The sequence below is a fragment of the Verrucosispora sp. ts21 genome, from assembly GCF_002879555.1.
GTDB classification, from domain to species: Bacteria; Actinomycetota; Actinomycetes; order Mycobacteriales; family Micromonosporaceae; genus Micromonospora; species Micromonospora gifhornensis.
The window spans coordinates 83,178-108,006 of record NZ_PNOZ01000011.1 but is presented as its reverse complement, the minus strand read 5'-3'; the positions used below and the strand labels follow the sequence as shown (position 1 = coordinate 108,006).

Here is a 24,829-nt window from a genome sequence, read left to right as displayed (position 1 = left end):
GGAGGCTGCGGGTGGCGGCGGGCGGCTGCGGTTGGCTGCGGCGTTAAGAAGGGGCCCTTCCTCTACCCGAGGCGTTAACAAGGTGCCCTTCCTTACCGTCAGGCGACGCCGGCGGGGCGGAACTGGACGCTGACGCGGGGGCCGACCGGGCGGGTGGTCTTGGGCACCGCGTGCTCCCAGGTGCGTTGGCAGGAGCCGCCCATCACGACCAGGTCGCCGTGACCGAGGGGGAAGCGCAGGCTGGTGCCGCCGCCGCGTGGGCGCAGCAGCAGGTGGCGGGGGGAGCCGAACGAGACGATGGCGACCAGGGTGTCGGTGTGTGCGGAGCGGCCCTGGGTGTCGCCGTGCCAGGCCACGCTGTCGCGGCCGTCGCGGTAGAGGCACATGCCGGCGGTGACGAACGGCTCGCCCAACTCGTCGGCGTAGTGCCGGGTCAGCGTGGTGCGGGCGACCGAGAGCACCGGGTGCGGCAGCGGCCGGCCCGCGCCGTACCAGCAGAGCAGGCGGGGGACGTCGACCTCGGTGTCGTACATGGTGCGTCGCTCGGCCCGCCAGGGCACCTCCCGCAGCAGGACGTCGAGCACCTGGTCGGAGCCGTGCACCCAGCCCGGCAGGTGGTCCACCCAGGCGCCCCGACTCAACGGATGCCGGCGCAGTCGTCCCGGCAGCGGCCCGAGCGTCGGCTCCGCGTCGGTGACGTCCAGCATCGACGGCTGGTAGGCGGCCTGCGACATAGGGGCACCCTAGCAGGCGATTAGCACAAGCGTTCTACCGAACGGCGAAGCGTGTCGAGCACGGCGTCGACCACCCGGGCCCGGCCCCGCCCGTCGACCGCCGACCAGGCCCGCTGCGACAGCGCCGCCCGGCGCTGCGCACTGCCCAGCAGCGCGTCCAGGGTCCGCGCGGCGGCGGCCCGGGCGGTCGGGTCGGCGACCAGGGTCGGCAGGTCGCCGAGCCCGGCGGCCAGCCCGGCGGCGACCACCCGGTGGTACGACTCGCGCTGGTTGTCCACCACGCAGACCAGCGCCGACGGCGCACCCAGACAGCACAGCTCCCAGGTCGACGTGCCGGCCGCGCTGACCACCAGGTCGGCGGCGGCGATCAGGTCCGGCAACCGGCCGGTCGGCGGCAGCACCGTCAGCGTCTGCCCCGGCGCCGGGACGAGCCGGGCCAGCCGGTCGGCCAGGTCGGGACGACCGGCGACGACGGTGAGCGCCATCGGCCGGCCGGTGGACAGCAGCACCTCGGTCAGCAGCGGCGCCGCGCCGGCCGCGTCGGTGCCCCCGAAGAAGGCAAGCACCGTCGGACGGTCCACCGGCACCGCCGGGCGGGCCGCTGCCGGCCGGGCGGCCAGCACCTCACCCCGCAGCAGGGCGTACGCGCTGCCGGCCAGCAGCCGTCCCGCCGGCACCACCAGGTCGGTGTCGAAGTTCTGGTCGAGGTAGAGGTCGGCGTCCTGCCCCCGGGTGTCGCCGTCGACGATCGCCAGGGTCACCACGGCCGCCGCACGCACCGCACCGGCCGCGGCCGGATCCAACTCGTACGAGTCGAGCACCAGCACGTCCACCTCGTGTCGGCGTACCGTCTCGACCAGTTCCTCAGGCGTCTCCGGGCCCGGATGCCGTGGGATGCCTCGGGCGGCGAGTTGGTCGGCCGCCCAGTCGACGCCGGCCACCGTGCCGAACATCTGGACCCGAGCACCCCGGCTCAGGAACTCCTCACCGAGGGCGAGGCAGCGGACCAGGTGCCCGACCCCGCGCTGCGGCCCGGCGTCGCACCGCAGACCGACCCGTGGCGTGTTCAGCTCTCCTCCAACCGCTTCTGCCGGACGTCGGCGTTGAGGGACCGCAGCTGCGGCTGCCCGTCGAGCCAGTCGGCGAGCTTGGCCAACGGCACGCTGACGTCGCCGAACTGCTCCACCACTGCCCGCACCAGCTGCCAGTCCGGTTCGGTGTCCAGGGTGAGCCGCAGCGCGGAACGATCCGGGGTCAGCGTCACGCCGAGCACCCGGAACAGCTCCGGATGACGGTACGCGTACGAGGTGACGTGCACCCGGTGGTGCGCGGTGGCGAGCCGGTCCACGGCCCGCAACGCGTCGGCCCGGATGATCTCGACGTCCAGCCCGCGGGGCAGCGTACGGGCGATCGACGTGCTGACGTAGTGCAGCCCCGGGGCGCCCCGGTACACCCCGGCGACCAGGGCGACGATCTCCGGGTCGAGCAGCGGACAGTCGGCGGTGAACCGCATGACGGCGTCGGCGGGATACGCGTCGAGCGCGCCGACGAACCGGGTCAACACGTCGTCGACGGGCCCCCGGTGCCAGGCCACCCCGAGCCGGTCACACTCGGCGACCACCGCGTCGTCGGAGCCGTCGGTGCTGGTCGCCACCACCAGGTCGGCGAGCACCCCGCTGTCCTGAGCAGCCCGCACCACCCGACCGAGTACACTGCGACCGGCCAGCGGGCGCAGCACCTTGCCCGGTAGCCGGGACGAACCCATCCGGGCCTGGACGATGCCCACTATCCGGTCACTCACGGTTGCCGTCCTTCCGGGTGATGGCCGCACGGGCCCGTCGTTTCACGGCCCGCGCCCCTCGACGGGCGATGCGGGCCGGGGTGACGGCCAGCCGGGCGAGCTGGTAACTGACAGTTCCGCTGAGCAGGTCGAGCTTCGCCTCGGCCCGGCGCAGCGCCTTCTCCCGCGAGGCGAGCAGGTCCTCGGTCCAACTCAGCGCCGCAGCCAGCCGGGTGTTCTCGTCCCGCTGCCGCAGCCAGGCGTCACGCAACTGCTGGTAGCTGTGCCGTCCGGGCGGCGGGTCGGTGGACGTGACCGTCCGCAGCCCGGCCTCGGGGCCGCCGCGTCGATCGGCGCCCCGACTGTCGCGGCCTTCCGTGCCCCGGTTGTCCGGGCCTTCCGTGTCCCGGTTGTCCCGGTGTTCTGCCTCTCGGATGCGTCGGACCGCGGCGTCGACGTCCAGCGCGGCGTCGACAACGGCCCGGTCGAAGTCCCGCCCGGCCACGCCACCGAGGACCACGGTCAGACCGATTGCGTCCAGTGTGGAGGTCCACGGGTGGGCGTAGCCGCCGGTGAGTAGTTCGGTGGCGAAGCGCCACAGGGCGCGGGCCAGCACCACGTCGACAGGTAACGGGTCGTCGGCCCGCCAGCTCGGATCGAGCACCGCGAACCGGTCACCGGCGACGACGAGGTTGTCCACCCCGGCCAACGCCACCGCACCGGTGAGCGGGTCGGCGGCGGCCTGGTGGGTGAGCCAGTCGGCGTAGCCGCGTAGCAGTCGACGCAGCAGGGCCGTGTCGCGGCGCAGGCAGCCGTCCAGCAGCAGGTTGTGCAGCAGACGGCCGTCGGGCACCGGCCCGTCCGGCGCCGCCGGATCGAGGTGGGCGATCTCCCGACTGGCGTACGGCGCGGGCGTCGCCGCAGCCGCCACCGGCCCAGGTCGATGCCAGTGCCAGCCGTGCGGACCGTCGACGACCTCGACGATCCGGGCATCCGAGCCGCCGCCCCACAGCAACACCGGTAGTCGCCCTGGCCCGCCGCCGGCCGTGGGCAGGCCGGCTGCCGACATCGCCGGTTCGGGACCGAAGGCGGGTGGGCGGTGGGCGACGGCCAGCCAGGACGGGGCGAGGTCGCACGCCCGGCCGGCGAACAGCGCGTCGACCGCCAGCCGTGCCGGGTCGGCGAGCACGAACCGGCCGGTGTAACCGTGGGTGCAGCTCTCCTGCAGGACCGCCTCGAACAGCCCGGAGGTGGTCCGCCGGGCCAACTCGTCGGTCGCCAGCAACGCGGTGGTCGACTCCGGGCGGGGATAGCCGGCGTAGCTTCCCGCCACCCGCAGCCCCACCGCGTCGAGCCGCAGCCGCAACTGGTCCAGGTTCGCCGGACGGCTCTGGTCGAGCACCCCGCCGAGGGTCCACTCGGCGTCGTCACGGCCGACGTACCAGCCGCAGGACGCCACCAACCGGTGGACACCGAGCGGGTTGTCCAGCCGCAGCAGCAGGACGCCGCCGGGGCGTACCGCCGCCGCCAACCGGGCCAGCACCCCGTCCCAGCCCAGCCGGGGGCCCTCCACCGACTCCACGGCGTCCAGCCCGGCGGCGGCGATCACCACGTCGTACGCCTCGTCGGCCGGCAGGCCTGTTGCTCCGGCGGCCACCACCCGGTCGACCCGGCCGGCCAGCGCCGCCGCGTCCGGATAGCCGCGCAGCAGAGCGGTGACCCGGGCCCCACCCAGCGCGTCGAGCACCGCCGGATCGACCGGCCCGGCCAGCAGCACGTCGGCACCGGGCGGCACCAGCCGCGCCACCAACGCGGCAAGCGGCCGGTTGCCGGCATCGGCACGCCGGTCGGACCAGGTCAACATCTCGCCGCCGGGCAGCGTCACCGCGGTCTCGGTCGTCACGCGCTCTCCTTGTGCACAGCAGCCGTCCAACCGAGCAGTTCGCGCAACGCGGCCGGTGGGTAGCGGTGGTCGACGCCCAGCTCGGCGCGGGCGATCTCCACGGCGGTCGGCAGGTGCACCTGTTCGCCGTGCAACTCGGGCCACTGCCGCCGGATCCGGGCGGTACCGCCGAAGGTCGGATCCTCGTCGGCCAGCACCATCGGGTTGCCGTACACCGCCGGTTCGCAACCGGCCGCGATGCCGTAGAAGACGGCGCTGGTCAGCCGGTTGGAGGCGACCCGGGCGTGCCGGCGCAGCTCGGTGAGCTGGCGGTCCAGGAAATCCGGGTCGGTGCCGGACCACCAGTGCCCGCGGTAGCCGTGACAGATGACCCGGAAACCCGCGTTCTCGTACCGGCGGCGGACCCGGCGCATCCGGTGCTCGTGCCAGTAGAGGCAGACCGTGACCGGCCCAGGCTCGGTGTCCCGGATCTGGGCGATCAGCCGGTCGTGGTCGCCCTCGACGTGCTGGCCCTCCCAGCCGTGGAACGGGTACCAGATGGTGCCGGCCCGCTGCGGCGGCGACTGCGGTTCGGGGCGCATCGCCAGCAGGTAGCCGAACGGTGCCCCGATCACGGTGACGTTGCGCCGCCCGACCGACCAGGCCCGCCGCCGGGTCTGCTCCGACCACAGCAGACTCGGGGTGCCCTCGGCGTACGGGTGCCCGGGGGCCAGGCCGTCACCGATGTTCCAGCCGTGCTGGACGTACCCGTTGATCCGCGGTGGATGCCCGTCGCCGAGGCCCGCGTACCGGGCCAGCACGTGGGCGTGGCCGTAGAAGTGGTTCGCGTGGTGCATCGGCGTCCCTCAGGTGACGGGGCGGACCGGGACACCAGCCGGTCGTGGAGGTCCAGGCCAAACTGGTCGCCGCAGGGCCGCGGCGAGCGCGTCGACGACACGCTCCTGGTCGCTGTCGCGCAGCCCCGGAAACAGCGGCAGCGACAACTGCTGGGCGTAGAACCCCTCGGCCACCGGGCAGCTGCCCCGCCGGTAACCGAGGTCGGCGAACGCCGGATGCCAGTGCACGGGAAGGTAGTTGACCTGTACTCCGATGCCGGCGGCGCGCATCGCGTCGTACACCTCGCGGCGTCGACCGTCGAGCACCCGGATCGGGTACAGGTGCCAGGCCGGGCTCGCCCAGTCCCGTCGCCCCGGCGTCAGCACGCCCGGTAGGTCGGCGAGGGCTTCGTCGTAGCGGGCCACCAGTTCGGCGCGGCGGCGCAGGAAGGCATCCAGGCGGCGCAGCTGGCTGCGGCCCAGCGCGCAGAGCACGTCCGGCAGCCGGTAGTTCAGCCCGAAGGCGTGCACCTCCTGGTGCCAGCCGCCCTCGTCGGGCCACCGCAACTCGTCGCGTTCCCGGACCAGGCCGACGGTGCGGAACCGGCGGGCCCGGGTGAGCAGCTCGGGGTCGCCGGTGGCGACCGCGCCGCCCTCGGCGGTGGTCAGGTTCTTGGTGGGGAAGAAGGAGAACGTGGTCAGGTCGGCGAGCGAGCCGACCGGACGGCCCCGGTAGGTCGCGCCGATGGAGTGGGCGGCGTCGGCGAGCAGCAGCGCGTCGCTGCCGGCGAGGCCGGCCCGCAGGGCGTCGTAGTCGGCCGGGTGACCGGCGTAGTCCACCGCGGCGACGACAGCCGTCCGCCCGGTGGTCGCCGCGGCCACCGCCGCCGGGTCGAGGGTGAACGTCTCCTCCTCGACGTCGGCGAAGACCACCCGCGCGCCCAACGCGACCGCGCTGCTCGCGGTGGCGACGAACGTCATCGGCGGCACGATCACCTCGTCGCCGGGGCCGACCCCGGCCGCCGCGTACGCCACGTGCAACGCGGCCGTGCCGTTGGAGACCACGGCCACCCCGGCCCCGCCGGCCCACCGGGACAGCTCCGCCTCGAAGGCGGCGACCTCGGGGCCGGTGGTGAGCCAGTCGCTGCGCAGCGCCGCGACCACTGCCGCGACGTCGTCGTCGGTCACCGACTGCCGGCCGTACGGCAGGAGAGAGGTCATGCTTCGCCACCGGCTGGCAGGCTCGCCGTCGTGATGCCGAGCATGTCGCGCAACTGCGGCACGCTGAGCCACTCGTCGTTGGTGTCCGACTGGTACGCGAAGCCGTCCGGCACCGGCGCACACTCCACCGGCGGCTGATAGCCCCAGGTCGCGATGGTCGGCTGGACGATGAACCGGTCCTTGGCGATGAGCGTCCGCCGGCTGTCGTCCGGGGCGATCATCTCCTCGTGCAGCTTCTCGCCGGGGCGGATGCCGATCTCGTGGGTGGTGGCGTCCGGGGCGACCGCCTCGACCAGGTCGAGGATGCGCATGCTCGGGATACGCGGCACGAACAGCTCGCCGCCCTGCATCTGGTCGAACGAGTCCATGACGAACTGCACGGCCTGGTCCAGCGTGATCCAGAAGCGGGTCATCCGCTTGTCCGTGATCGGCAGGCTCCTGCCCTCGGCGGCGAGCCGCCGGAACAGCGGCACCACCGAACCCCGGCTGCCCACCACGTTGCCGTAGCGCACCACGGCGAACCGGGTCGGGTGGTGCGCGGCGTAGTGGTTGGCGGAGATGAACAGCTTGTCGCCGACCAGCTTGGTGGCGCCGTACAGGTTGATCGGGCTGGACGCCTTGTCGGTGGAGAGCGCGATGACCTTGCGCACTCCGGCTTCGATCGCGGCGTCCACGACGTGCTGGGAACCGGTGATGTTCGTGGCGATGAACTCCGACGGGTTGTACTCGGCCGTGTCGACCTGCTTGAGAGCGGCGGCGTGCACCACGTGGTCGACGCCGTGCATGGCGCGGGTCAGCCGGTGCCGGTCCCGGATGTCGCCGATGAACCAGCGCAGCCGGGGGTCGTCACCGAGTTGCTGGCGCAGCTCGTACTGCTTGAGCTCGTCGCGGGAGAAGACCACCACCCGCGCCGGGTCGGCCTCGGCGAGGAGATGCCGCAGGAAGGTCCTGCCGAAGGAACCCGTACCCCCGGTGACGAGGATGGACGATCCACTCAACTCGCTCAATGTGGTGCTCCCGTGTTCGTCGTGATGCGGTTGACCGGATCCACTCAACCGGTGAATGGCCGGCCGGCGGAAAACGTCTCGTGAACAGTTGATGGACGGTACGATAAATCAGCGCCTACGGCGGGCCGCACGATCGAGAGAAATGGGAATGACGGTGATTTCCCGACCGTCGTGAACCTCTGCTCGTCCGGTGCCTTCGACGAATCGAAACCGTCGGTTCATCTGGCGTACGGCGGTGTTGTGCGCGAGCACCTCGCCGTCGAGCCGGTCCAGATTCAGCACATCGAAGGCGTGGTCCACCGCCGCGCGCATGACGTCGATCCAGGCGGGCAGCGTCTCGCCCCGCTCGGCCAGCGCGTCGGCATCCAGGTAGAAGCCCCAGGAGCCGGTACGCGGAGCGTCGAACCGCAGGTCGAAGAAGTTCACCACCCCGCAGGGCAGCCCGTCGCGCAGGTAGATCAGCACCCGCCGGGCGGGGTCGGCCCGGACGGTCGCCCACCAGTGGGCGTGCTCGTCGGCGCTTATGACATGGTGCGTCCTGCTGGCCATTCGGTTGATTTCCTGATTACGCCAGGACAACATCAGGTTAACGTCTTCCTCGGTGGCGTCACGCAGCATGTCCCGCTCGCTTTCTGCTCCATTTTCGGGCACCCCGGGAAACCTAGTCACCAGCAATCTGGCTGTACACTCCGCCGCATGACGGAATTGAGTCGTGCGCGAATTCGCGACCTCATGGGACAGGTGCTGGCCAATCAGGGCAAGGTGCTGCCCGATGACGACGACGCGGATCTGCGGGAGATCGGCTTCCGGTCGTTGGACTTCTCCGAGTTGGCCCTGCGGGTGGAGGACGAGACCGACGAGGAGTTGAACTTCGACGCGGCGGGACTGCGCCGGATCGCCACCGTCGGTGACGTCCTGGACTTCCTCGCCGACCTCCAACGGCCGTGAGCGTCGACACCGCGCGCCCGGCCGCACCACCCCCGGCCGGCCTGGACAACCGGGTCGTGGTCGACGGCACCGCGTTGTCCTGGCGGGACCTGCCGGAGTTGCGCCTGCCCGCCCCGGTGGCGCTGCTCGCGCACCGTGCCCGGTACGCCCTCGCCGCCGCCCGCCACCACGCGGTGCACGGCACCGAACTGCTGCTCACCACGGCCGGCCGGGCCGACAGCGTGCTGCGCGCCGAACTGTCCGAAGCCGGCTTCACCGTCACCGACACCGGCGGCGCCGACCTCCCGCCGTCGCGGCCACGTGCTGGCGAACCCGGCCGACTGTGGCTGCTCACCTCCGGCACCACCGGCCGCCCCAAGCGGGTCGGGCACACCCTGGAGTCACTGACCACCGTCCGTGGCCGCCAACCCGGCCGCACCTGGCTGTGCCCGTACGCGCCGGGCAGCTACGCCTGGTGGCAGGTGGTGACCCTGTCGCTGACCCAGCCGGGTCAGCATCTGGTGGTGGTGGAGCCGGAGCAGCTCGACGACTGGCCGACGCTGGCCGCGACGCACGGGGTGGACGCGGCCTCCGGCACCCCGACCTTCTGGCGTCGAGCCCTGCACCGCGACCCCGCCGCCCTCGCCCGGGTGCCGCTGCGCCAGCTCACTCTCGGTGGTGAACCGGTCGACCAGACGATCCTGGACCGGCTCCGCGAGGTCTACCCCACCACCCGCATCTCCTGGATCTACGCCTCCTCCGAGGTCGGTGCGGCGATCGTGGTGCACGACGGCCGGGCCGGGTTTCCGGTCGAGTGGCTGGACCGCCCGGCACCGGGACGCCCCACCCTCGGCGTACGCGACGGGGAACTGATGGTCACCTCGCCGTACCACGGCGTCGGCCTGGCCGGCCCGATCCGTACCGGCGATCGGGTGCAGGTCGTCGACGGCCGGGTCCTGATCACCGGTCGACTCGACTCCGACGAGATCAACGTGGGCGGCAGCAAGGTCTCCGCCAGCGCGGTGCGGGACGTGCTGACCGCCCATCCGCAGGTGGCCTGGGCCCGGGTGGGTGCCCGGCGCGCGCCACTGCTCGGCCACCTGGTCGTCGCCGAGGTGGTACCCACCGCCAGCGTCGGGCCGCCCGACGAGGCGGCGCTGGCGCGCTGGTGCGCCGACCGGCTGCCCGAGTACGCGGTGCCCCGCCGGATCCGTCTGCTGCCCGAGATCCCCGTCAAGGAGACCCTGAAAAGCGATGTCTGACCCCACCATGTCTGACCCCACCACGTCCGCCCCGCCGGTTTCGCCCTCCACAGTGGTGCTCGTCTCCGGTGGTTCGCGCGGGCTCGGCCTCGCCATCGTCACCGACCTGCTCGATGCCGGCCTGCGGGTCGCGGCCTTCGCCCGCACCGTCACCCCGGAGTTGGCGAAGCTCGCCGCCAACCACCCGGACCGCTCGCATGTCGGCCCGGTCGACGTCACCGACCTCGCCGCCGTGCAGGCGTTCGTCCGGGCCGCCGAGCAACACCTCGGCCCGATCGACGGTCTGGTCAACAATGCCGCCGTCGGGCAGGACTCGCTGCACGTGCACACCGCCACCGCCGACCTGGCGGGGATCGTCGAGACGAACCTGACCGCGCCGCTACAACTGACCCGCCTGGTCGTACGCCGAATGCTGGCCCAGTCCCGACGCGGCCGGATCGTCAACATCACCTCGATCTGCGGGCAGCGCGGCTTCCCCGGCCTGGTCGCGTACTCGGCCACCAAGGGCGGCATGGACGCGGCCACCCGCTCCCTGGCCCGGGAGCTGGGCGGGCGGGTCCTGGTCAACGCCGTCGCGCCCGGCTTCTTCGCCTCGGAGATGTCGGCGGTGCTGGGCCAGACCCAACTGGACCAGATCGTCCGCCGCACCCCGACCGGTCACCTGACCGAGCCGGACGAGGTGCTCCCGGTGGTACGGATGCTGCTGCGCGAGCAGACCAACATCAACGGCCAGGTCCTCGTGGTCGACGGTGCTGCCTCGATCTGACCCCGCCCCGCCATCGGACGGGTCCGGGGCACCGTCGGTGGTCTCGCTGCTCGCGGTCGCCCACCGGCACCTGCGGCTCGCCGCTCCGGCCGAGTCGGTCGACGCGACCACCCGCAGCTATCTGGACGACGGCCGCTGCCTCGGCTGGTACGCACCGCCGGTGCCACGATGGCGGGCGGCGATCGACGCCGAGCGAGTCGGCGCAGCAGTACCGACGGCGCTGGCCCGGCGCTTCGGCACCGGTGATTTCTGGGCCCGCTGGACCCGCGCCGAATGCCTGGCCAAGCTCACCGACGTCCCGATGGCCATCTGGTGGCAGCGGCACGGACTGGAGGTGCCGCCCCGCATCGACTGGCTGTGGCGCACGCTGACCCTCGCCGACCTGGTCGTCACCGTCGCCTTCGTCGCCACCGACCGACCCCGCAACACCACTGACGGCACCCCTACCTGACGGCGCGACCCTGACGGCGCCGCCCTGACGGAACCGCCCGGGTGGTGACGTCCGGGTAGCGATGCTCGGGTGACGGCGCGGACCACCGCAGCCGCAGCCACTACTGTAAGTAACAATCGGCGTCCTCCATCATGGTCACCGACCGTGACTGGCGGCCTGTCGCCCCCTCATGTTCTCTTCTGGCCCTTTGCTCTGCTTCAACCCACGCAATAGCGTCCGACCAGGGAAGTTGTGGTGGCGAGGCTGCATGCCGCCTTGGTGGCTGCTCACCGAGGGTCACTGTTGCGTATGTTGAAGCAGAGCAAAGGGCCAACGGGCACATGGCGGCCGGGCGAGGTGAGACACCGACAGTGACGCCGTGGTCGAGCTGCCCCCGGGACGGCCGGTCAGATCAGGTCCCAGCTGAGGGGGGTGCCGCGTGTGACGTCGACGGTGAAGTGGCGGCCCAGCACGCGGTCGATCTCCACTGGGGACAGTCCGCCGGCCGGTCGGATCGAGCGGACGTTGGCGGCGGTGACCTCGTCGCCGGCGCGGACGTCCGCCACCACGTAGAGCGAGCGGCGGAAGCGTAGCCCTTCCCGTTCGGCCGGGGTGGGGCCGATGGTGGTGCCGCCGAGTGCCGCGTGGGCGCGTTCCGCCTCGACCACCAGGGCCGACAGTTCCGCCGGGTTCAGGGAGAAGTCGGAGTCCACGCCACCGTCGGCCCGGTCCAGCGTGATGTGCTTCTCGATGAAGCAGGCGCCGAGGGCCACCGACGCGACGGGCACGCCGATGCCGGGGGTGTGGTCGGAGAGGCCTACCGGTACGCCGAACGCCTCGGCGAGCACCGGGATGCGGCGCAGGTTGCTGTCCGCGGGTGGGGCCGGGTAGGCGGCGGTGCAGGCCAGCAGCACGATCCCGCCCGTACCGGCGGACCGGGCCGTACGGACCGCCGCGTCGATCTCGGCCAGGGTGGCCATCCCGGTGGAGATGATCAGGGGTTTGCCGGTGGCGGCGACGAGCCGGATCAACGGCAGGTCGACAAGTTCCGAGGAGGCGATCTTGTACGCGGGCGCGTCCAAGCCCTCCAGCAACTCGACCGCCGTGGCGTCGAAGGGGGAGGAGAAGACCGTCAGGCCCCGCTCGCGGGCCCGTTCGAAGATCGGACCGTGCCACTCGTACGGGGTGTGGGCCCGCTCGTAGAGCCGGTACAGGTTCTGCCCGCCCCACAGTTCGTGGCCGCCGGAAATGCGGAAGGCCGGGGCGTCGACGTCGATGGTGATGGTGTCCGGCCGGTACGTCTGGAGCTTCAACGCGTGTGCACCGCTTTCGGCCACGGCGTCCACGATGGCCAGTGCCCGGTCCAGGTCACCGTTGTGGTTGCCGGACATCTCCGCCACCACGAAGGGACGTTCGCCGGTGCCGATCAGATGCGGCCCGATGGTGAGCGTGGTCATCGCGTTCCGTTTCCGTGTGTCCGCATCAGTGTGCGAGGTTGCGTGAGGTCGGGACCGGCGTCGGGGCCGGTCGTCGCGGGCGGTGGGGCCGACGGGCTGCGTAGCCTGCCGGCCAGCCGGTGGGCGCGGCGCAGTGCCACGTACGCCAGGTAGTTGTTGTGGTCGACCAGCCGGTGCTTGAGGCCGGCCACGCCGCCCGGCCGGGGGTAGCCGCCGCCGGGTAGGTGTCGGCGGTAGTGGGCGGCGACCCGGCGGAAGAAGCGCCGCCGCAGGTGCGGGTGCAGCCGGTCGTCGTTGCCGACCACCACCAGGAAGTGGTTCACCATCAGGTCGAACAGTTCCGCGTGCCAACGCCCGTCGGGGTGGTGCTGTCGCAGCCAGGCGAACAGCCGGTCGTACTGGTCGAAGGCGTCGAAGTGCCGGCCGCTGCGGGTCGAGGTGATCGCGCCCTGGCGGCCCTGCCGGTACAGGTAACAGACCCGGTTCAGCACCGAGATCCGATTCGCGCCGATCAGCAGCGGATGGCTGAACGGGATGTCCTCGTACCAGCCGGGGTGGAAGCGCAGCCCCAGCTCAGCCATGAACGCCCGGCGTACCACCTTGTTCCAGGCGGTGTGTTGCACCCGCAACAGCTGCGGCCGGTCGACCAGCCGCACCACGCCGGGTGTCCCGCGCAGCAGGTGACTGCTGGCGTCGGTGTCGCGACGCCCGCACTCGTGTACCCGGAGATGATCGACCATCATCACGTCGGGCCGGTCCGCACGCAGCCGGTCGAGTATGGCCGCGATGCTGCCCGGTGGCAGCCAGTCGTCACTGTCGACGAACCAGACGTAGTCGCCGGTGGCCACGTCCAGGCCCGCGTTGCGCGCCGGCCCGAGACCGACGTTCGTGTCCAGGTGCAGCACCCGCACGCCGGGGTGGTCGGCGGCATACTCGCGCAGCAGGTGTCCACAGCCGTCCGGCGAGGCGTCGTCGACCGCGATCAACTCCACCGTCGCCGTCTCGTCCGCGGGCACATCGCCGTGAATCGAGTCGAGGCACTGACGCAGGTACGCCTCGACGCCGTAGACCGGCACGACGATGCTCAGCAACGGCGCTCGCGTCGGCTGATTGACCACGCCGACACCCTCGACCGCCAGGGTGGACGGGACGGGAACCAGACATGGCCGACAGCGGTGAAGCGATTGAACAGCGTGACAGCGTACGGTCACCGATCACCCGGCGAGTGGATCGATCACCGAGCGGGTAGGGTGCCCGACGGCGACGCCGGGTGGCCCCGGCAGCCGATCGGACGGGCCAACCGGCCCTGGGGAGGGGAGACGCGTGCCGCCGACGCCGGAGGTGCCCGTATGACCAGCGCACCGGTGGCGGCGCCGCCGGGCTCCGCGACCGACCGGGCCCTGGCCAGCCGGCTACCGTCGTTGACCGGGCTGCGGTGGATAGCCGCGCTGCTGGTCTTCGGCTTCCACGCCGGCACCATGCGGATCATCGCCGAGCCGGACTACCAGGCGGTCGTCGGCAAGGTCTTCACCCTGGGCCTGTCCGGGGTGCAGTTCTTCTTCATCCTCAGCGGCTTCGTGCTGGTCTGGTCGGCCCGACCTGAGGACTCCCGGCGGCGGTTCTGGCGGCGTCGGTTCGCCAAGATCTATCCGAACCACGTCCTGCTCTGGGCGTTGGCCATGGGGGCCGCCGTCTGGTTCGCCGATCCGATCAACCCCGTCGCGGCGCTGGAGAACCTGTTCCTGCTCCAGGCCTGGGATCCCCGTCCCGGGTACTTCTACAGCGTCAACAACGTGAGCTGGTCGCTCTCCTGCGAGCTGTTCTTCTACCTGTGCCTGCCGCTGGTCCTGCCACTGGTGCGCCGGGCCCGGCCCTGGCACCTGTGGGCCGTGGTGATCGCCGTACCGCTGCTGATCCTGGCGCTGTGGCCTGCCCAGACCCTGGTGCCGGAGCAGAGCCGATGGTGGTTCACCCAGGTGTTCCCCCTGGTCCGCTCGCTGGAGTTCTGGATGGGCGTGGTCGCCGCCGAGCTGATGCTGCGCGGGCGGTGGCGGGGCCCCGGCCTGCCCCTGGCAAGCCTGATCTTCGTGGGCACCTGGGTGGTCGCCGCCGAGTGGATCCGGGCCGAGTTCTGGGCGGCGCTGCTGGCGGCGGCGTACATCCTGGTCATCGCCGCGGCGGCGGACGCCGACGTGCGGGGGCGTCGCTCCCCGCTGCGGTCGCGCCCGATGGTCTGGCTCGGCGAGGTCTCGTTCGCCTTCTACCTGGTGCACGTATTCGTGATCATGACGATTCTCCGGGTCACCGGGGACTGGGGGACCGGCCTGCCCGGCTGGTGGGGCCCGGCCGCGGTGATCGGCTTCCTGGCCCTCACGCTGGGGCTCGCCGCACTTGTGCACCGCTTCGTCGAACAGCCGATGATGCGTCGCCTGGCACCGCGCCGACCGCCCCCTGCCGTCCAGCCTGGACGGTGACTCCACCCCGCTGACCTGCGGCCCTCCGGTCAACCCGAATCAGGTTCTTCGCTGCGACACGCCGGGCGGCAGTGCGGCCCGCGGAACCTGGCGGTAGCGTGGCAGCGTGTTCCCGGTCGTCCCCACTCGTCCTCCTCTGTGGTGGTTGGCGCGTCGGGTGACACGGCTGCTGACCGGGTTCGCCGTCGCCGCCGCGTTCGCCGTCGGCGCCTGGACGATGCCCGCACACCCCGGCCACCCCGGTGATCTCGGACCGGCGGCGGGCCCTGCCGGGCAGCCCAGCATGGTCAGCTTCGCCCCGTCGACCGGGACGTCGGCATCCGACCGGTGCGCCGCGATTCCGCCGACAGTCGATGGACTGACCAGCGGCAGCGACGACCGCCCCGCCGCTGGCGCCGCGACGACACCGGTGTCCCCGGCGCGGCCCGACCAGGGCGCCGACCCGACTGGCGTGGCTGTCGACGATCAGCCGCCTGCGGTGGACACCTCGGGTCTGCGGTGCGTCCGCGCCCCGCCCGGCGCCTGACTCCCGCCCGTACCGTCGGCTGACCCGGACGTCCCTCGCACGGCTGTCCCGGTGTGCCTTCCGCCTCCCGCGCTCCACCACCTTGACGATCCGGGATCCGTCGCTACGCGGCGACCCGCCACCGGCGGCACCCCAGGCCGCCACATCGCTCCCGCGAGGTATCGACATGGAGAAGACCGTTCTCTACCAGTTCCTGATCGACGCGCCTCGGGCCGCCGCCATCTGGTCGGTGTTGCTGGTGCTCGCGCTGGGCGTACTCACCGCGCTTGTCGCCCGGCCCGAGCCGGGCCCGCCGACCGACCGGACCCCGGACCTCCCGGACCTCCCGGACCACGACGATGTCGCGGACCAGCGTCGCTACGCCGGTGAGGTCGCCGTCGCCGCGGCGGGCGCCACGCAGAACGCCGGACGTCGCCGCGACGCATGGCAACGCGCGCAGACGGAACTCGACCGTGCCTGGGCCGCGTACGACGAGGCGGAGACCGCCGCCCGACGGCTCGCCGCCGCCACCGCCTGGCCCAGCCCCGGTACGCCCCGGACCCCCGCCGAGTACGCGGCTCGGGAGCGCTGGCTGCACCACGCCGCGATGACCGCATACTGGCGCGGCGACCTGACGGGGCGGCAGCTCGCCGACGCGCTGGCCCACCGGGCCGGCTGGGATCCCCGACGGCATCCCGCGGAGCAGGAGGTCTTCCTGGCCCGGGTGGTGCGTGACGGCCGCCTGGCGGCCTATCAGGCGGCCGCGCAGCGGGAACGCGACGCCTGGCGGGCCGCGGAACTGGCCGCCGACGCCGCCCGCGCCCTCTCCACCGAGGCGTACGCCGCAGCTCAGCGGCTGCGGCCGAACCCGCTGCCGGTGCCTCGTCGGGTGGTCGCCGGTCGGCCCGCAACAGCCCTGCGCTGGCGGCCGGCACGGGTGGGATGAGCGTCGCCTCCCCGTCCGTTCAGCGGCAGGTGGCCGAAATTCGGTGACCCCGGTCACAGCAATTGCCGAATCGGTCAACGTGGGTCAGACGTCGAAGACGGGCCACAATGTGCGGGAACATTGTCAACGTCCGGTCCGGTTACCGCCCCGACAGGAATGTCCGCGAGCGCTGTCCCATTGAGCGACGACAGTTCCGCGATACCCGAAAAAAATCGCACCGGACCAGGTTTAGGCAGGTCAGGGCAGGCTTGGCAGGAGCGATACCGGACAGTAGTGTCGGCCTGTCCGGTGCGGTAAATGATCGCAAGTGGCGACGCCGCGCCGACCCGCTCAATCGTGATCACACGAACCGGGGAACCACTGCACCACTTGGGGTGAATCCGCGAGCCACGGCTCGCGGTAGGGCGATCTTCCCGCCCGAATCCGTCAGCTAACCCGGTCGGCGGTGTCGGAAGGAGTTCCTGTACTCGTGCAGCACAATTCAACACCCCCGATATTCCCCCGCCTCCACGGCACCGTGGTGCCTGCGCTCGCCGGTCCGCTCTCCGCAGCCTGAGCCAGGCCCCACCCGTCCACCCCTCAGCCCGTGGAGGCTCTCGTGAAGCACACCCTCAAGCGTCAGCTCCGTAAGCTGGCCACCGAACGCCCCTATCAGCTCTTCGCCACGTCGGCGGTGGCCCTCGTGCTGGCCACCGGTGCCGGTGCCCTGGTCGCCCGGAGCGACGACAACCTGGTCGACGCGCCCACCGCCACCGCCGTGGCCGAGCTGCGCGACGACAGTGCGGCCTCGCGTTCCCTCGCGCGGGTCGCCACCGCCCCCAGCAGCGACGCGCCCAGCAGTGCCGACCCGAGCAGCACCCCGCGCAGCGCCGTCCCCAGCAGTGCCGCGCCGAGCAGCGCCGCCGCCTCGCCGTCGGCGCGGGCCACCACGGCCGACCCGGACGTGGCCAGTAAGAAGGCCGCCCCGAAGCCGCCGGCGGAGAAGGTGCTGTCGTACGACTACCAGGCCCAGATCAACGGTTACTACTGCGGCCCGGCAGCGGTGCGCAACGCGCTCAGCGCCGCCGGCATCGAGCGCGGCCAGGAGACCCTCGCCGCCCAGATGGGCACCACCTTCGCCGGCACCAACTCGGCGTACGACACCACGCGGGCGCTCAACGCCGCGGTCAAGGGTGAGCCGTACAAGACCACGATGATCCCCGGTGGCGCGGCGACCCCGGCCCAGATGGACCAGCTTCAGGCCGATGTCGTGGCGGCCATCTCCGACGGGCGCGGCGTCGTGGTGAACGTCGCCGGCAGCGTCGTGGACACCGCCGGTGGCTGGCACTCCTTCCCCGGCGGCCACTACGTCGCCGTGGTCGGCTACGAGGACGAGGGCCGGATGGTGAAGATCGCCGACTCGGCCGACGCGTCGTACTACTCGTACTGGTTGAGCACGATCGACCTGGCCAACTGGGCTGCCACCCGGGGCTATTCGTCCTGACTCATGCTGTTCGTGCCGGGCGTCGATCCTTCGGGGTCGGCGCCCGGTGTCGTATCCCGGTCGCGGCTCTCGCCGACCGGACCGGGCGGTGGCAAACTGCCCGACATGATCACGGAGTCGGGTGAGCGGGGCGGCGCGCCGGTGTTGCTGCTGTTGCACGGGATGGGCGCCACCGGCGACGTGTGGCTGCCCTGCGCGCCGCTGCTGCACCAGCGGTGGCCGGGACGGTGGATGGCCCCCGATCTGGCCGGCCACGGCGCGTCGACCCCGCTGCCGGCGTACTCGTTCGCCGCACTCGCCGATCAGGTCGCCGCGAGCCTGCACCCCGGCGACCGGGTGATCGTGCTGGGCCACTCGCTCGGCGGGGTGGTCGGTCTGGCGCTCGCCGCCGTGAGCCGAGCGGTCACCGTCGACGCGGTGGTCGGGCTCGGCATCAAGGCGGTGTGGTCCCCGGCGGAACTGGCCCGCGCCGGTGATCTGGCGGCCCGCCCGGTCACCTGGTTCGACAGCCGTGACGAGGCGGCCCGACGGTATCTGCGGGTAGCCGGCCTGGCCGATCTGCTCAGCCCCGACGATCCGGCCGTGGCGGCCGGGCTACGGCAGGTGGACGGCCGGTGGCGACTGGCGATGGATCCGGCCGCCTTCGGCGTCGGCGAGCCCGACCTGACCACCCTGCTGGCCGGGATCGACGCGCCGGTGCTGCTGGCCCGTGGCGAGCACGATCCGATGGTCTCCGAGACACAGCTCAAGCAGTACGGCGTACCGGTGGTGACCCTGCCCGGGCTCGGTCACAACGCCCACGTCGAGGATCCGGCGGCCGTGCTGGCGCTGCTCGACGCCGTCGGGTGACCGGTCCCGGTCAGGAGCGTTCGCCGTCGCCGGCCTGCTCGGGGGAGACCTGGTCGGGGGACTTGCGTAACCACAGGACCACCCCGAGCACTCCTGCCACTGCGCTGCTGATCGCGATCGCCGTCTCCGCCAGTTCGGGCCAGTCGTCCATGAACGGGTACATGCGCGAGAGGACCATCCCGACGAAGCAGTACAGCAGCAGAACGACGGCGACGACGCGCTGGAGAATCATGGCATTCATTGGAGCACAGTGTCGCGAGCGACCGTCGGGCACCATCCACAGTGTCCACTGAGCCAGCCGCCGGGCCGGTACCCGGCGGCGGCATCGCTCAGGTGGCGGGGGAGAACGGGGCGTCGCTGGCGGACCGGGGGGCCGGGGCGGCCCAGTGCGGGTCCAGTTCGCGCCGGGCGGCGGTCAGGAACCCCTCGGCGTACGTCTCGGTCGGGAAGTCCCCCAGGTACCGGCGGCGGGTGGCCCACCGGGCCTCGGCCAGGGGGTCGGTGTCCAGCAGTCGGGTCAGCACCTCGTCCACCTCGGCCAGGTCCCGACGCAGGACGTAGCCGGAGGCGGCCAGCGGGAACCGTTCCAGGAACCGGTCGCCGTCGACCCCGGTGTCGGTGACCGCGTACGGCTTGCCGGAGTGCAGCCAGTCGGACACCACCCCGGAGACGTCGGAGATCAGGGCGTCCGCGCGGTTCACCGACTCGGCCAGGGTCAGCGCGCCGGCGGCGGCACCGAACAGGTGCGGGCGACCGGTGCGGGCCCGGTCGGCGGCCAGCAGGTCGTGCAGCCGCCCCAACTGGCGGGCCGAGGCCGGGTTGTGGGCGGTGTACGGGTGGGGCCGCACGATCACCGTGGCCCCCCGGTCGAGCAGCCGGGTCAGCAGGGCCTCGGCGAACGGCAGGGAACAGTAGTCGGCGTCGGCGTGGTGCCCGGTCCAGGTGGGGGTGTAGAGCACCGTGGGGTTCGGCAGGCGACGGACCGGGCCGGTGCGCACCTCGATCGCCTCGACCTGGGGCCGGCCGACCACCACGAACTTGTCGGCCGGGATGTCCACCCCGGCCCGGGCGTACCTGTCGATGGCCGCCTCACCCGCGACGAAGATCCGGTCGAAGATCGCCGACACCGGGTTGGCGCTGGAGGCCTTGTCGCTGTCGCCGTGATGCAACTGGATGTGGGTGAGCTGGGTGAAGCGCAGGCAGTGGCTGTTCTTGGCGCCGTGGTTGACGTAGAACGCCGCGCGCAGGCTCGGCACCAGCACCTCGTCCATGCTGCGCAGGGTGGGGCAGTAGAGCACCGGAGCGGTGGTCGCCGCCGCGATGACCGGCAGCGCGTCCGGCTCCCGCAGCATCACCACGAACGGCCGTCCGATCCGCTCCAGGTACGGCAGCCACATGGTGACCTGGTACTCGGACCCGGGCGGGGCGGAGAAGTAGAGCAGGAACTCCGGCTGGTGCCGGCGTAGCTCCCGGGTCACCGGGGAGCCACCAGAGGCGGGACGCAACCGCCGCTGGACCAGTTTGACGGCGACCGCGCCGACGGCCCCACCGGCCAGCAGGCTCGCCGCCAGGGCGACGACAGCGGGCAGCGCCGCCAGTGCGGCAAGCGCCAACACCGCGAGCAGGGCGGCGACCAGGTCACCGAGGCGGGCGGTGACCTGCGGCACCCAGGTGCGTACCGGCAGGTTGGCGGTGCGGAGCTCCAGGTTCCCCGCGTCGCGCAGCGGGCCGGTGAGCGCCATCAGCCCCAGCAGGATCAACGCGGTACCGGCCAGGGCCGGGTCGAAGCCGGCGTCGAGCTGCCGGGCGTAACCGACAAGCACCCCGGCCGCGATCAGTGTGGTTTCCGCACCGCTGTCCGCCCCGGGGCGCACCCGACGTTCCCAGACCGTGGCGGCGAGGGCGAGCACCGAGAGCGCGAGCCCCCAGGTGGTCGCGCCGGTGAGCGCGACCACGATGAACGCCAGGACTGCCGCACCGGTGGCCAGGCCCCGGGCGGCCAGTTTCCTGACCAGGTCACCACGCATCTCGGTGCTGCCTTCCGCGGTCGTCGTGCGTCGGTCAGCCGACGGGGGTGGTGCTGGTCGACCGGCTGCCCTGGGCCGGCACGACAGGGGTCGGCGCCTCGCCCGGGGAGCGGCGCACGTCGATCACCTGGCCGGTCAGCTCCGAGACGAGCACGTCCAACGAGGCCTGGGCGACGATCTCGGCGGCGAGCAGCGTGTGCTCGGGCTCGGTGCCGAACGCCTTGGTCCGCATCGGGGTGGCGGTCCGCTCGGGGTTGATGACGTTGACCCGTACGCCCAGCTCGGCCCACTCGTCCGACAGCGCCTGGGTGAGGTTGACCAGGGCCGCCTTGGTCGCCGAGTAGAGCGCGTAGTCCGCCCGACCCCGGGTGTACGAGCTGGAGGTGTACAGCAGCAGCTGGCCCTTGGTGTGCTGAAGGTAGGGCAGCGACTGCCGGGCGACCGTGACCGGGCCGACGAAGTTGACCTGGAGCACCCGGTCGATGGTCTCCTGGTCCATCTCGGCCAGCGCGCCCTTCTCCAGGATGCCGGCGGTGACCACCACGTAGTCGATCCGCCCGGTGGCCTCGAAGGCCGTCTTCAGGGCGGCCTCGACGTCGGCCGGGCGCTCGACGTGGGTGCCGGTGCTGGAGCGGCTGAACGGGAAGACCTGGGCGCCGTAGCGGCGGGCCAGTTCGGTCAGGTCGTGGCCGATGCCGTAGCTGCCGCCGAACACGACGATCGTGCGGCCCGCGACCTCGTCGCTGTAGGTGCGCTGGTCGGCCAGGCGGGGCACCTTGGCGGCGGCCAACTGGAAGAGCTTGTCCGCCAGGTGCACGTCGACCGGGTGGGTGACCTTGATGTTCTCGTCCGAGCCGTCGATCACCTTGATCGGCACCTCGGGCAGGTAGCGCAGCACCACACCGCAGTCGTCGGTGGCGGCGAAGTTCGGGTCACCGGCGGCCCGCCGGTACGCCTCCCGGATGGTGCTGGAGCGGAACGCCTGCGGGGTCTGCCCCCGGCGCAGCGTGGAGCGCACCGGGATGTCGGTGATGCACTCGTTCTCGTCGACCTGGATGATCGTGTCGGCCGACGGGATGGCCACGTCGACCGCCGAGTACGTCCAGAGGGCGTTCACGCACTCCCGCACGATCCGGCCGCTGAGCAGGGGCCGTACCGCGTCGTGGAAGAGGATGTTGCAGTCCTGCTCACCGACCGCGTCCAGGGCGATGCGGGTGGTGGCGTTGCGGGTGTCGCCACCCTCGATGACCTTGGTGACCTTGCGGAAGCCGGCCTTGGTCACGATCTGCTGCGCCTCGGCGACGTGCCCGCTGGCCATCAGCACGATGATCTCGTCGATCTCCGGTGCGGCCTCGAAGACGGCCAGGGTGTGCTCGATGATCGGCTTACCGGCGATCTTCAGCAGCTGCTTGGGGATGCCGAGGCCGAGCCGGGTACCGGTGCCGCCGGCCAGCACCACGGCCACCGTCCGTGAGGGTCGCCACGGCGCCGTGTTCTGCGGCGTGGTGCCCGAATCGGTGGTCTGGTCCTGCGTCATTGCCGGTCCTCACTCTCGGTGCATGGCGGTGGGGGGTTGTGTGAACGGAAGGTGTTGTCGACGATGCGACGGGATGAACGATAACGCGGGTGGGCATCGTTCGGGCGCGGCGCTGTCGCCCGAACGATGCCGAACATTCACCGAAACTCTACTTCCCGCTGGTGAACGCCTCGTATGCCTTCAATACCTCATCGGTGGGGCCATCCATCTTGATGACTCCGGATTCCAGCCAGATTGTCCGCTCACACGTGTCGCGTACCGAGGAGAGCTGGTGGCTGACCAGGAACACCGTTCCGGCGTTCTCCCGCAGCTGCCGCACCCGCGCCTCGCTGCGCTTGCGGAACCGCTTGTCACCGGTGGCCAGGGCCTCGTCGATCAGCAACACGTCGTGCTGCTTGGCGGCGGCGATGGAGAACCGCAGCCGGGCCGACATGCCGGAGGAGTAGGTGCGCATCGGCAGCGAGGCGAAGTCACCCCGCTGGTTGATCCCGGAGAACTCGATGATCTCCGGCAGTTGGCGCTGCACCTCGGCCGGGGACATGCCCATGGCCAGGCAGCCGAGTGTGACGTTGCGCTCGCCGGACAGGTCGTTGAGCAGGGCGGCGTTCACCCCGAGCAGGGACGGCTGGCCCTCGGTGTAGACCGCGCCCCGCTCCACCGGCAGCAACCCGGCGATGGCCCGCAGCAGGGTCGACTTGCCGGAGCCGTTGGTGCCGATCAGCCCGATCGCCTCGCCCCGGTACGCGGTGAAGGTGACACCCCGCACCGCGTGCACCTCCCGCACGTTCGGTGTGGAGGTGCGGGTCACCAGCCGCCGCAGCGCGGCCACCGGGCTGTGGCTGCCTGCGGCGCCCTTGTGCACCCGGTAGACGACGTGCGCGTCGTCCACCACCACCGTCGGGATCCGATCCTGGATCCGGGGCAGGGTCACCGTCACGTCGTTGGACATCGCGAGGTGATCAACCACGGCCGTACTCCTGTTCGCCGCGCCAGAAGTAAAGGTAGCCCCCGAGGCCCATCACGAGCGACCAGCCGATCGCGACCAGCCAGGTCAGCGGCAGGGAGTCGTTGAGCAGGGGAGTGTTCTCCAGCAGCGCCACGCGGGCCAGCTCGATGTAGACAAGCATCGGGTTGAACTGCACGATGGCGGTGGCCCAGCCCGGCAGGTTCTCGGCGAACAGCTCGACGCTGTAGAGCACACCGGAGCCGTACATCCAGGTCCGCAGGATGAAGGGCATCACCTGCTTGAGGTCGGTGGCCTTGGCGCCCAGCCGCGCCACCGTCATGGTCAGCCCGGCGTTGAACACCGTCTGGAGCAGCACCGCCGGCACCAGCATCAGCCACATCAGGGTGATCGGCTCGCCGGTGATCAGCACGATGGCGATCAGCACCACCATCGAGCCGAGCAGCTGCTGGAACTGGGTGATGGTGATGGCCAGCGGCAGGCTGGCCCGAGGGAAGTGCAGGGCGCGGATCAGCCCCAGGTTTCCGCTGATCGCCTGGGTGCCCTGCTGCACGCTGGTCTGGGTGAAGTTGAAGATGAACAGCCCGGCGGTCAGGTAGGCGATGAAGTTGTCCATCCCCCGGCTCTGCTGGAGCACCAGACCGAAGATCAGGTAGTAGACCGCCGCGTTGCTCAGCGGGGTGAGCACCTGCCAGAGCTGCCCGAGGCGGGCGTTGCTGAACGAGGCCGCCAGCTTCGCATTGGCGTACGCGGTGATGAAGTGCCGGTAGCGCCAGAGCTGGCGGCTGTAGGTGCCCAGGGAGGGGCGTTGACCGGCCATGCGCAGCCCGTGCCGGGCGGCCAGCTGCGCAGGGGGAAGGCCGGAGTCGGGATCGGCCAGCGTGGTGTTGGCCATAGGGATGGGCGCTCCGATCTTGTCGAGCCGGCGGGTGCGTTCGCGACGATGGAATCTAGCGTGTTCGTACCCGGAGCGCCGCCTCGCCGCTGCGTGGACATTAGTCCGAAATACGTCGGGACGCAACCGTACCGTCGTTGCGGTACATTGTCCTGCGTGACAGCCGAGAAGAGTCCCAGGTGACGACCGGGAAGAGGCGGGCGCCGGCCGGTGCGGCGGTGCTTCGTGGAGACATCACCACGGCCATCCGCCGGGCCCTGATGCAGGAACTCGCCGCGGTCGGCTACGGCCGACTATCCATCGAGGCGGTGGCCCGCCGCGCCGGAGTCAGCAAGACGGCAATCTATCGCCGCTGGAACTCGAAGCTCGACCTGGTCCTGGAGGTGGTCACCGCCGCCGCCGGGGCGCGCCTGCCCGCCCTGGACACCGGCAGCCTGCGCGGCGATCTCGCCCTGCTGTTCCAGGTGGTGGCACACGCGCTCGGGCACCCGCTGGCCGCGCAGATCATCCCGGACCTGCTCGCCGAGGCCGCCCGCAACCCGACGATCGACGAGACGCTCCAGCAGGTGCTGCGGGCCCGGCAGCAGGAGGTCGCCGGTCGGCTGATCACTCGTGCCGTGGACCGGGGCGAGTTGCCGGCCACGACCGATCCGGACGCGGCGGTGGACCTGATCGTGGGGCCGCTGTACTGGCGGCTGGCCATCGCCCGTACCCCCGTGACCGACAGTTACCTGGAGGGCCTGGTGGATTCGGTGGCGCGGGCGCTGGGCGCCGTGGACGCCGTACCCCGTCAGCGAGCCTCGCCGACATCGGGTTGAGCTGGACCGGTCCGGGGTATGGCTGCTCG

At 71.8% G+C, this 24,829-nt stretch carries 25 protein-coding genes and 1 riboswitch; of the genes, 10 read left to right on the top strand and 15 right to left on the bottom strand.

The genetic code is table 11. The annotated features are described in order from the left end of the window. Window positions 1–98: 98 nt before the first annotated feature. From C1A38_RS07180 to C1A38_RS07145, 8 genes are all read right to left on the bottom strand, one after another. The gene (locus tag C1A38_RS07180; RefSeq protein WP_102657036.1) at window positions 99–734 is read right to left on the bottom strand and encodes an alpha-ketoglutarate-dependent dioxygenase AlkB; all 636 of its coding nucleotides are present in this window, start codon (window positions 732–734) and stop codon (window positions 99–101) included. Between the two features lie 20 nt (window positions 735–754). Beyond that, window positions 755–1,804 (bottom strand): PseG/SpsG family protein, encoded by a 1,050-nt coding sequence (locus C1A38_RS07175; protein ID WP_102657035.1) that lies wholly within the window; start codon window positions 1,802–1,804, stop codon window positions 755–757. Then, window positions 1,801–2,535 carry a cytidylyltransferase domain-containing protein gene (locus tag C1A38_RS07170; protein ID WP_102657034.1) on the bottom strand — a complete coding sequence of 245 codons (735 nt, stop codon included), beginning with the start codon at window positions 2,533–2,535 and terminating at the stop codon, window positions 1,801–1,803. Before C1A38_RS07170 ends, C1A38_RS07175 begins: the two co-directional genes overlap by 4 nt. Further along, window positions 2,528–4,417 carry a hypothetical protein gene (locus tag C1A38_RS07165; RefSeq protein ID WP_102657033.1) on the bottom strand — a complete coding sequence of 630 codons (1,890 nt, stop codon included), beginning with the start codon at window positions 4,415–4,417 and terminating at the stop codon, window positions 2,528–2,530. Before C1A38_RS07165 ends, C1A38_RS07170 begins: the two co-directional genes overlap by 8 nt. Then, window positions 4,414–5,253, bottom strand: a complete 840-nt coding sequence (locus C1A38_RS07160; RefSeq protein WP_102657032.1) for a hypothetical protein — start codon at window positions 5,251–5,253, stop codon at window positions 4,414–4,416. Before C1A38_RS07160 ends, C1A38_RS07165 begins: the two co-directional genes overlap by 4 nt. A gap of 9 nt (window positions 5,254–5,262) precedes the next feature. After that, window positions 5,263–6,453 carry a DegT/DnrJ/EryC1/StrS family aminotransferase gene (locus C1A38_RS07155; RefSeq protein ID WP_102657031.1) on the bottom strand — a complete coding sequence of 397 codons (1,191 nt, stop codon included), beginning with the start codon at window positions 6,451–6,453 and terminating at the stop codon, window positions 5,263–5,265. Then, window positions 6,450–7,460, bottom strand: coding sequence for a UDP-N-acetylglucosamine 4,6-dehydratase (inverting) (gene pseB / locus C1A38_RS07150; protein WP_102657030.1), 1,011 nt, complete (start codon window positions 7,458–7,460; stop codon window positions 6,450–6,452). Before pseB ends, C1A38_RS07155 begins: the two co-directional genes overlap by 4 nt. Window positions 7,461–7,568: 108 nt before the next feature. Next, window positions 7,569–8,078: a GNAT family N-acetyltransferase gene (locus tag C1A38_RS07145; RefSeq protein ID WP_102657029.1), complete on the bottom strand. Its 510-nt coding sequence runs from the start codon at window positions 8,076–8,078 to the stop codon at window positions 7,569–7,571. A gap of 78 nt (window positions 8,079–8,156) precedes the next feature. Here C1A38_RS07145 and C1A38_RS07140 point away from each other — a divergent pair, with 78 nt between their 5' ends. The 4 genes from C1A38_RS07140 to C1A38_RS07125 are packed head-to-tail and all read left to right on the top strand — an operon-like array spanning window position 8,157 to window position 10,866. Beyond that, window positions 8,157–8,408 (top strand): phosphopantetheine-binding protein, encoded by a 252-nt coding sequence (locus C1A38_RS07140; RefSeq protein WP_233196682.1) that lies wholly within the window; start codon window positions 8,157–8,159, stop codon window positions 8,406–8,408. Further along, window positions 8,405–9,649, top strand: a complete 1,245-nt coding sequence (locus C1A38_RS07135) for an AMP-binding protein (RefSeq protein WP_102657027.1) — start codon at window positions 8,405–8,407, stop codon at window positions 9,647–9,649. Before C1A38_RS07140 ends, C1A38_RS07135 begins: the two co-directional genes overlap by 4 nt. Continuing rightward, on the top strand, window positions 9,642–10,415 hold the full coding sequence (locus C1A38_RS07130; protein WP_233196681.1) for an SDR family NAD(P)-dependent oxidoreductase: 774 nt from the start codon (window positions 9,642–9,644) through the stop codon (window positions 10,413–10,415). Before C1A38_RS07135 ends, C1A38_RS07130 begins: the two co-directional genes overlap by 8 nt. Before the next feature lie 37 nt (window positions 10,416–10,452). Then, entirely contained in the window at window positions 10,453–10,866 is a 414-nt protein-coding gene (locus C1A38_RS07125) for a hypothetical protein (protein WP_102657025.1), read from the top strand. A 386-nt stretch (window positions 10,867–11,252) separates the two neighbouring features. Here the strand turns inward: C1A38_RS07125 and pseI are convergent, their stop codons facing one another. Both pseI and C1A38_RS07115 read right to left on the bottom strand, forming a co-directional pair. Beyond that, window positions 11,253–12,302: a pseudaminic acid synthase gene (gene pseI / locus C1A38_RS07120; protein ID WP_102657024.1), complete on the bottom strand. Its 1,050-nt coding sequence runs from the start codon at window positions 12,300–12,302 to the stop codon at window positions 11,253–11,255. Further along, complete coding sequence (locus C1A38_RS07115) at window positions 12,299–13,420, bottom strand: glycosyltransferase family 2 protein (protein WP_102657023.1); 1,122 nt, start codon at window positions 13,418–13,420, stop codon at window positions 12,299–12,301. The genes pseI and C1A38_RS07115 overlap by 4 nt, the downstream gene beginning before the upstream one ends. Window positions 13,421–13,651: 231 nt before the next feature. On the opposite strand from C1A38_RS07115, the gene C1A38_RS07110 reads away from it, so the two are divergent. The 5 genes from C1A38_RS07110 to C1A38_RS07090 all read left to right on the top strand — a co-directional run bounded on the left by C1A38_RS07110 (window position 13,652) and on the right by C1A38_RS07090 (window position 18,559). Continuing rightward, window positions 13,652–14,776 (top strand): acyltransferase family protein, encoded by a 1,125-nt coding sequence (locus tag C1A38_RS07110; protein WP_102657057.1) that lies wholly within the window; start codon window positions 13,652–13,654, stop codon window positions 14,774–14,776. Window positions 14,777–14,933: 157 nt separating this feature from the next. Continuing rightward, window positions 14,934–15,302: a hypothetical protein gene (locus C1A38_RS07105; RefSeq protein WP_102657022.1), complete on the top strand. Its 369-nt coding sequence runs from the start codon at window positions 14,934–14,936 to the stop codon at window positions 15,300–15,302. A gap of 166 nt (window positions 15,303–15,468) precedes the next feature. Next, window positions 15,469–16,227: a hypothetical protein gene (locus tag C1A38_RS07100; protein ID WP_102657021.1), complete on the top strand. Its 759-nt coding sequence runs from the start codon at window positions 15,469–15,471 to the stop codon at window positions 16,225–16,227. A 317-nt stretch (window positions 16,228–16,544) separates the two neighbouring features. Next, window positions 16,545–16,687: riboswitch (cyclic di-AMP (ydaO/yuaA leader) on the top strand. A 126-nt stretch (window positions 16,688–16,813) separates the two neighbouring features. Continuing rightward, the gene (locus C1A38_RS07095) at window positions 16,814–17,710 is read left to right on the top strand and encodes a C39 family peptidase (protein WP_102657020.1); all 897 of its coding nucleotides are present in this window, start codon (window positions 16,814–16,816) and stop codon (window positions 17,708–17,710) included. 105 nt (window positions 17,711–17,815) lie between these two features. Continuing rightward, window positions 17,816–18,559, top strand: coding sequence for an alpha/beta fold hydrolase (locus C1A38_RS07090; protein ID WP_102657056.1), 744 nt, complete (start codon window positions 17,816–17,818; stop codon window positions 18,557–18,559). Window positions 18,560–18,569: 10 nt separating this feature from the next. Here the strand turns inward: C1A38_RS07090 and C1A38_RS07085 are convergent, their stop codons facing one another. The 5 genes from C1A38_RS07085 to C1A38_RS07065 all read right to left on the bottom strand — a co-directional run bounded on the left by C1A38_RS07085 (window position 18,570) and on the right by C1A38_RS07065 (window position 23,982). Then, the gene (locus C1A38_RS07085) at window positions 18,570–18,791 is read right to left on the bottom strand and encodes a hypothetical protein (RefSeq protein WP_146017470.1); all 222 of its coding nucleotides are present in this window, start codon (window positions 18,789–18,791) and stop codon (window positions 18,570–18,572) included. Between the two features lie 97 nt (window positions 18,792–18,888). After that, window positions 18,889–20,586: a CDP-glycerol glycerophosphotransferase family protein gene (locus C1A38_RS07080; RefSeq protein ID WP_102657018.1), complete on the bottom strand. Its 1,698-nt coding sequence runs from the start codon at window positions 20,584–20,586 to the stop codon at window positions 18,889–18,891. A gap of 34 nt (window positions 20,587–20,620) precedes the next feature. Further along, window positions 20,621–22,123 carry a bifunctional cytidylyltransferase/SDR family oxidoreductase gene (locus C1A38_RS07075; RefSeq protein ID WP_102657017.1) on the bottom strand — a complete coding sequence of 501 codons (1,503 nt, stop codon included), beginning with the start codon at window positions 22,121–22,123 and terminating at the stop codon, window positions 20,621–20,623. 148 nt (window positions 22,124–22,271) lie between these two features. Further along, a complete protein-coding gene (locus C1A38_RS07070) occupies window positions 22,272–23,072 on the bottom strand; it encodes an ABC transporter ATP-binding protein (RefSeq protein WP_043720190.1) in 801 nt (266 codons plus the stop codon). 10 nt (window positions 23,073–23,082) lie between these two features. After that, window positions 23,083–23,982 (bottom strand): ABC transporter permease, encoded by a 900-nt coding sequence (locus C1A38_RS07065; RefSeq protein ID WP_102657016.1) that lies wholly within the window; start codon window positions 23,980–23,982, stop codon window positions 23,083–23,085. Between the two features lie 218 nt (window positions 23,983–24,200). On the opposite strand from C1A38_RS07065, the gene C1A38_RS07060 reads away from it, so the two are divergent. After that, a complete protein-coding gene (locus C1A38_RS07060) occupies window positions 24,201–24,800 on the top strand; it encodes a TetR/AcrR family transcriptional regulator (protein ID WP_102657015.1) in 600 nt (199 codons plus the stop codon). The last annotated feature ends 29 nt before the right edge of the window (window positions 24,801–24,829 follow it).